General features: G+C 41.7%; 1 pseudogene. It reads right to left on the reverse strand.

What is annotated here, in order from left to right:
* A pseudogene (locus ACFINI_RS09500) lies at positions 1–3,630 on the reverse strand (hypothetical protein); the annotation flags it as partial.

Raw genomic sequence — 3,630 nt, forward strand, 5'->3', positions numbered from 1 at the left:
TGAAAGTGTCCGATCCGTACCAGTCTTGTTGGCTATGTTGATTTCACTGCCTTCTACTTCTTTACCAATAGTGATAAGATTGGTTGCTTGATCTTTCTTAACAAGGCTATCACCTTTCACATTGGTAATCTCATTATTAATCTCTTTGCTAATCTCATTTCTAATATTTGTGAAAGAATTACCAACTCCAGCCAAAGCATCCGCCACATTGCCATAGTCTATCTCTTCAGATTTACCATCATCCTTAACTGTCTTAACCTTAAAACTTGGAGCAGTCCATTGTCCTTGCTCATCATAACCTGCACCTCCACCAAAATAGGTTGCAAGTTGTTCGTTCAGCGAATAAAGCTGACCACCCGTGATAGCATCCGTTGAATTAGCGCTAATCTCACCATTTGCAAGGAACGTAATTCTACTGTTTTCTTGTGTCCTGACAGCTTTGCCTTTTTCTTCTTGCTTCTTCTCATGACGTGCTACAAAGGCATTAGCTTTATCGTTCCATAATAAAGCATCACCTTTAACTTGCTGAGTAATATTCGTTATGTTTTTAGTAAGTTCGCTAAACTTATTTGTTACATTATCATTGACATTCTTGATATTGCTATCAAGCTGGCTTTTGTTAACAGCGTCATTATTGTTCTTTGCTTCCCCAACACCAGAAATTATCCGATCCGCACCGCTTTCATTTGCAATATTGATTTCTGCGCCACCTACTTTTGCACCAATAGTGAGACGATGCGTTGTTTTGTCTTGCTGAACAAAGCTCTCGCTTTCCACTTTGGTAATCACATTATTAACCTGTTCAGTCAATTTATTCTGAACATTCGTGATAGAACTTCCAACACCGGCAAGTGCATCCGCTACATTCGTATAGTTCTTGTCAAAAGAAGTACCATCCTCACCAAACTGCTTGATCTTGAAATCCGGTGCTTTCCATTTGCCCTCTTTATCATATCCAGCACCACCACCAAAATAGGTTGCAAGTTGTTCGTTCAGCGAATAAAGCTGACTACCCGTTACAGCATCTGTTGATTTAGCGCTAATCTCACCATTTGCAAGGAACGTAATTCTACTGTTTTCTTGTGTCCTTACAGCTCTGCCTTTTTCTTCTTTACTCTTTTCATGACGCGCTACAAAGGCATCGGCTTCCTTGCTCCATAACAAAGAATCCTGTGCTACTCCTTCAGAAACCTCTTTAATCCTTGCATTCACATTCTTGATATTCTCATCAAGACCTGCAAAAGCGGTTCCAACACCTTTAAAGGCACTCTCTGTTACAACTCCATCTTTAGCAATGTAAGATAATTTATACGTTGGCTGTGTAAGAGCTCCATCTTTAAAGGATGCTTCTCCACCTAAAAACTTAGCTACATCCTCACCTATTTTATTAATCTGTCCACCCGTGATTGCATCATGTGAACCCTTGGCAATCTGACCATCGGCAACATTATGAAGACCAACAGCTGCCTTATCCTTACCTTTGCCTAAAGTCACACTCGTATAATCAGTTTCATCACCTGTTTTATCGTAATGAACAACAGCCGAGTCATCTGACTGAAGGCTGGTAGAAAGATCCTTCAAACCTTTATCAAGCTGGCTTTTGTTAACAGCGTCATTATTGTTCTTTGCTTCCCCAACACCAGAAATTATCCGATCCGCACCGCTTTCATTTGCAATATTGATTTCTGCGCCACCTACTTTTGCACCAATAGTGAGACGACTCGTTGTCTTATCTTGCTGAACAAAGCTTTCGCTTTCCACTTTGGTAATCACATTATTAACCTGTTCAGTCAATTTATCCTGAACAGTCGTGAGAGCCGTATTAACACCCTCAAACGCATCCGCTACATTCTGATAACTCTCTCTTTTTTCCTCTCCATCAGTATCGAAAGTTTTAATCTTAAAAGTAGGACCTACTGAGTTTCCATTTCCAAAGTCAGCACCACCACCGAAATAAGATGCAACACTGCTCCCTAGGGTATGAAGCTGAGAACCACTTACAGCTTCGTCTGAATTTTCATTGATTGTCCCGCCAAGTAGACCGGAAAGTTTCCGCCCTCCATTATCCTTATTTAGAATACTGATTTCGGTACCACCTGTTCCCTTACCAATAGTGATAAGGCCCGTTCCTCCATCACGGAGACTGCGCGTCAAAGCCATCTCTGCTACTTGCTTAACAAGAATACTGTCTCTTACTTCATTAATTTCAGTATTTGTTGCCAAAAGTTGGGAACCATTGACCGCTTCGGTCGATTCTGCTGTGAGTGCGCCATTTTGAATGCCTGTTATCTTCTTACTACCAGCGTCAATACCACCCGTTGTTATTTTCGGTCCACCAGAAATCACTAAGCCCGTTGCATCTAAGGTACTGTTTCCTGCAGTTACTTTATTGACTGCAATATCCTTAGCTAGATCAAATTTTATATTATTATCTTTGCCTTTGCTAATTTGAAGATTTGTACTTCCAGCGGAAAAATCTACCGCGCTGTCCATGATAACGGTCGTATCATCCTTACCCCCAACAGATAGTTTCCAACCACCATTTCTTACGACACTTTCTAAGTCTTTTAACTGTACAACATTTACTGCATCAGTAGGCTCACTACCAGCTGCTACACCTGTAATCTGCCGCGTCATGCCCGTACTTTTATTACCAACACTAACCGCACCCTGCTTACTTTTCCATTGCGCTTCAGTGCTTTCTGTCGCCCCCTGCAGCGAAGAAGTATATCCTGAAACACCTGCAGCCCTATCAGCGATAGTATCACTTCCTATAGCAACACCACCTTGTACAGAAACTATAGAATTGACACCCATTGCGATACTGCTTGGACCCAAAGCGTGAGACATGGAACCTATAGCAATACTAGATTCACCTGTCCCACTTGCCTGATTACCTATAGCAATACCATACAGCGCCTCCTTTGTTACAGATGCATTGTAACCAAGAGCAATCCCCTTTTCTGCATAATTCTTTGCGCCGTAACCAAGAGCCATTGCATAATCACCAGCTGCAAGTACTCTATTTTTTTCATCAATATCCTGTATTCCAGATCCAGGACCAGTTCCAACACCACCAATTGCAATGCCAAAAATGCCTTCCGTTTTTGCTCCCCGCCCCAAAACAACAGTACCATACGCGCCCTTAGGTGACTCTGCCATATAACCAATAACAGTACTCCAACCATCACCAGCTTTTGCACTGTACCCGATAACAACAGAACCGAATGTACCTCTCCCATCAGCACTACCAACCACATTGTCACCAATAAAAACACCCCACTTGCTTTTTGTATAATTAATCCCACTACCCAAAATAATATTGTTATCTTGAGAACGTTGCATTCCTGCAGTTCCACCCCGCAAAAGGTCAGAAACATTAACAGGGGCTGCATTCTCATTATTCCCTGAAAACTGTTGGGTTGTAGAGCTATCACGAACAAGCGACCGTGGACTAATGAGAGACTTTTTATATTGCTCGTCTGTATCTAGGGTTCTGACCAATAAATTTTTGCTATCGTCCGCAAGAACATTTACGATAGAACTCTTATCGCTCTTACCAGAAAGGGTTTTGGTTAAAAAATTTGCGTAATCATCAGAAGCATTCAAACCAGCAACAGAGAGAAGGCT

The organism is Bartonella sp. AA56HLJMS, assembly GCF_042197145.1.
Classification (GTDB): Bacteria; Pseudomonadota; Alphaproteobacteria; order Rhizobiales; family Rhizobiaceae; genus Bartonella.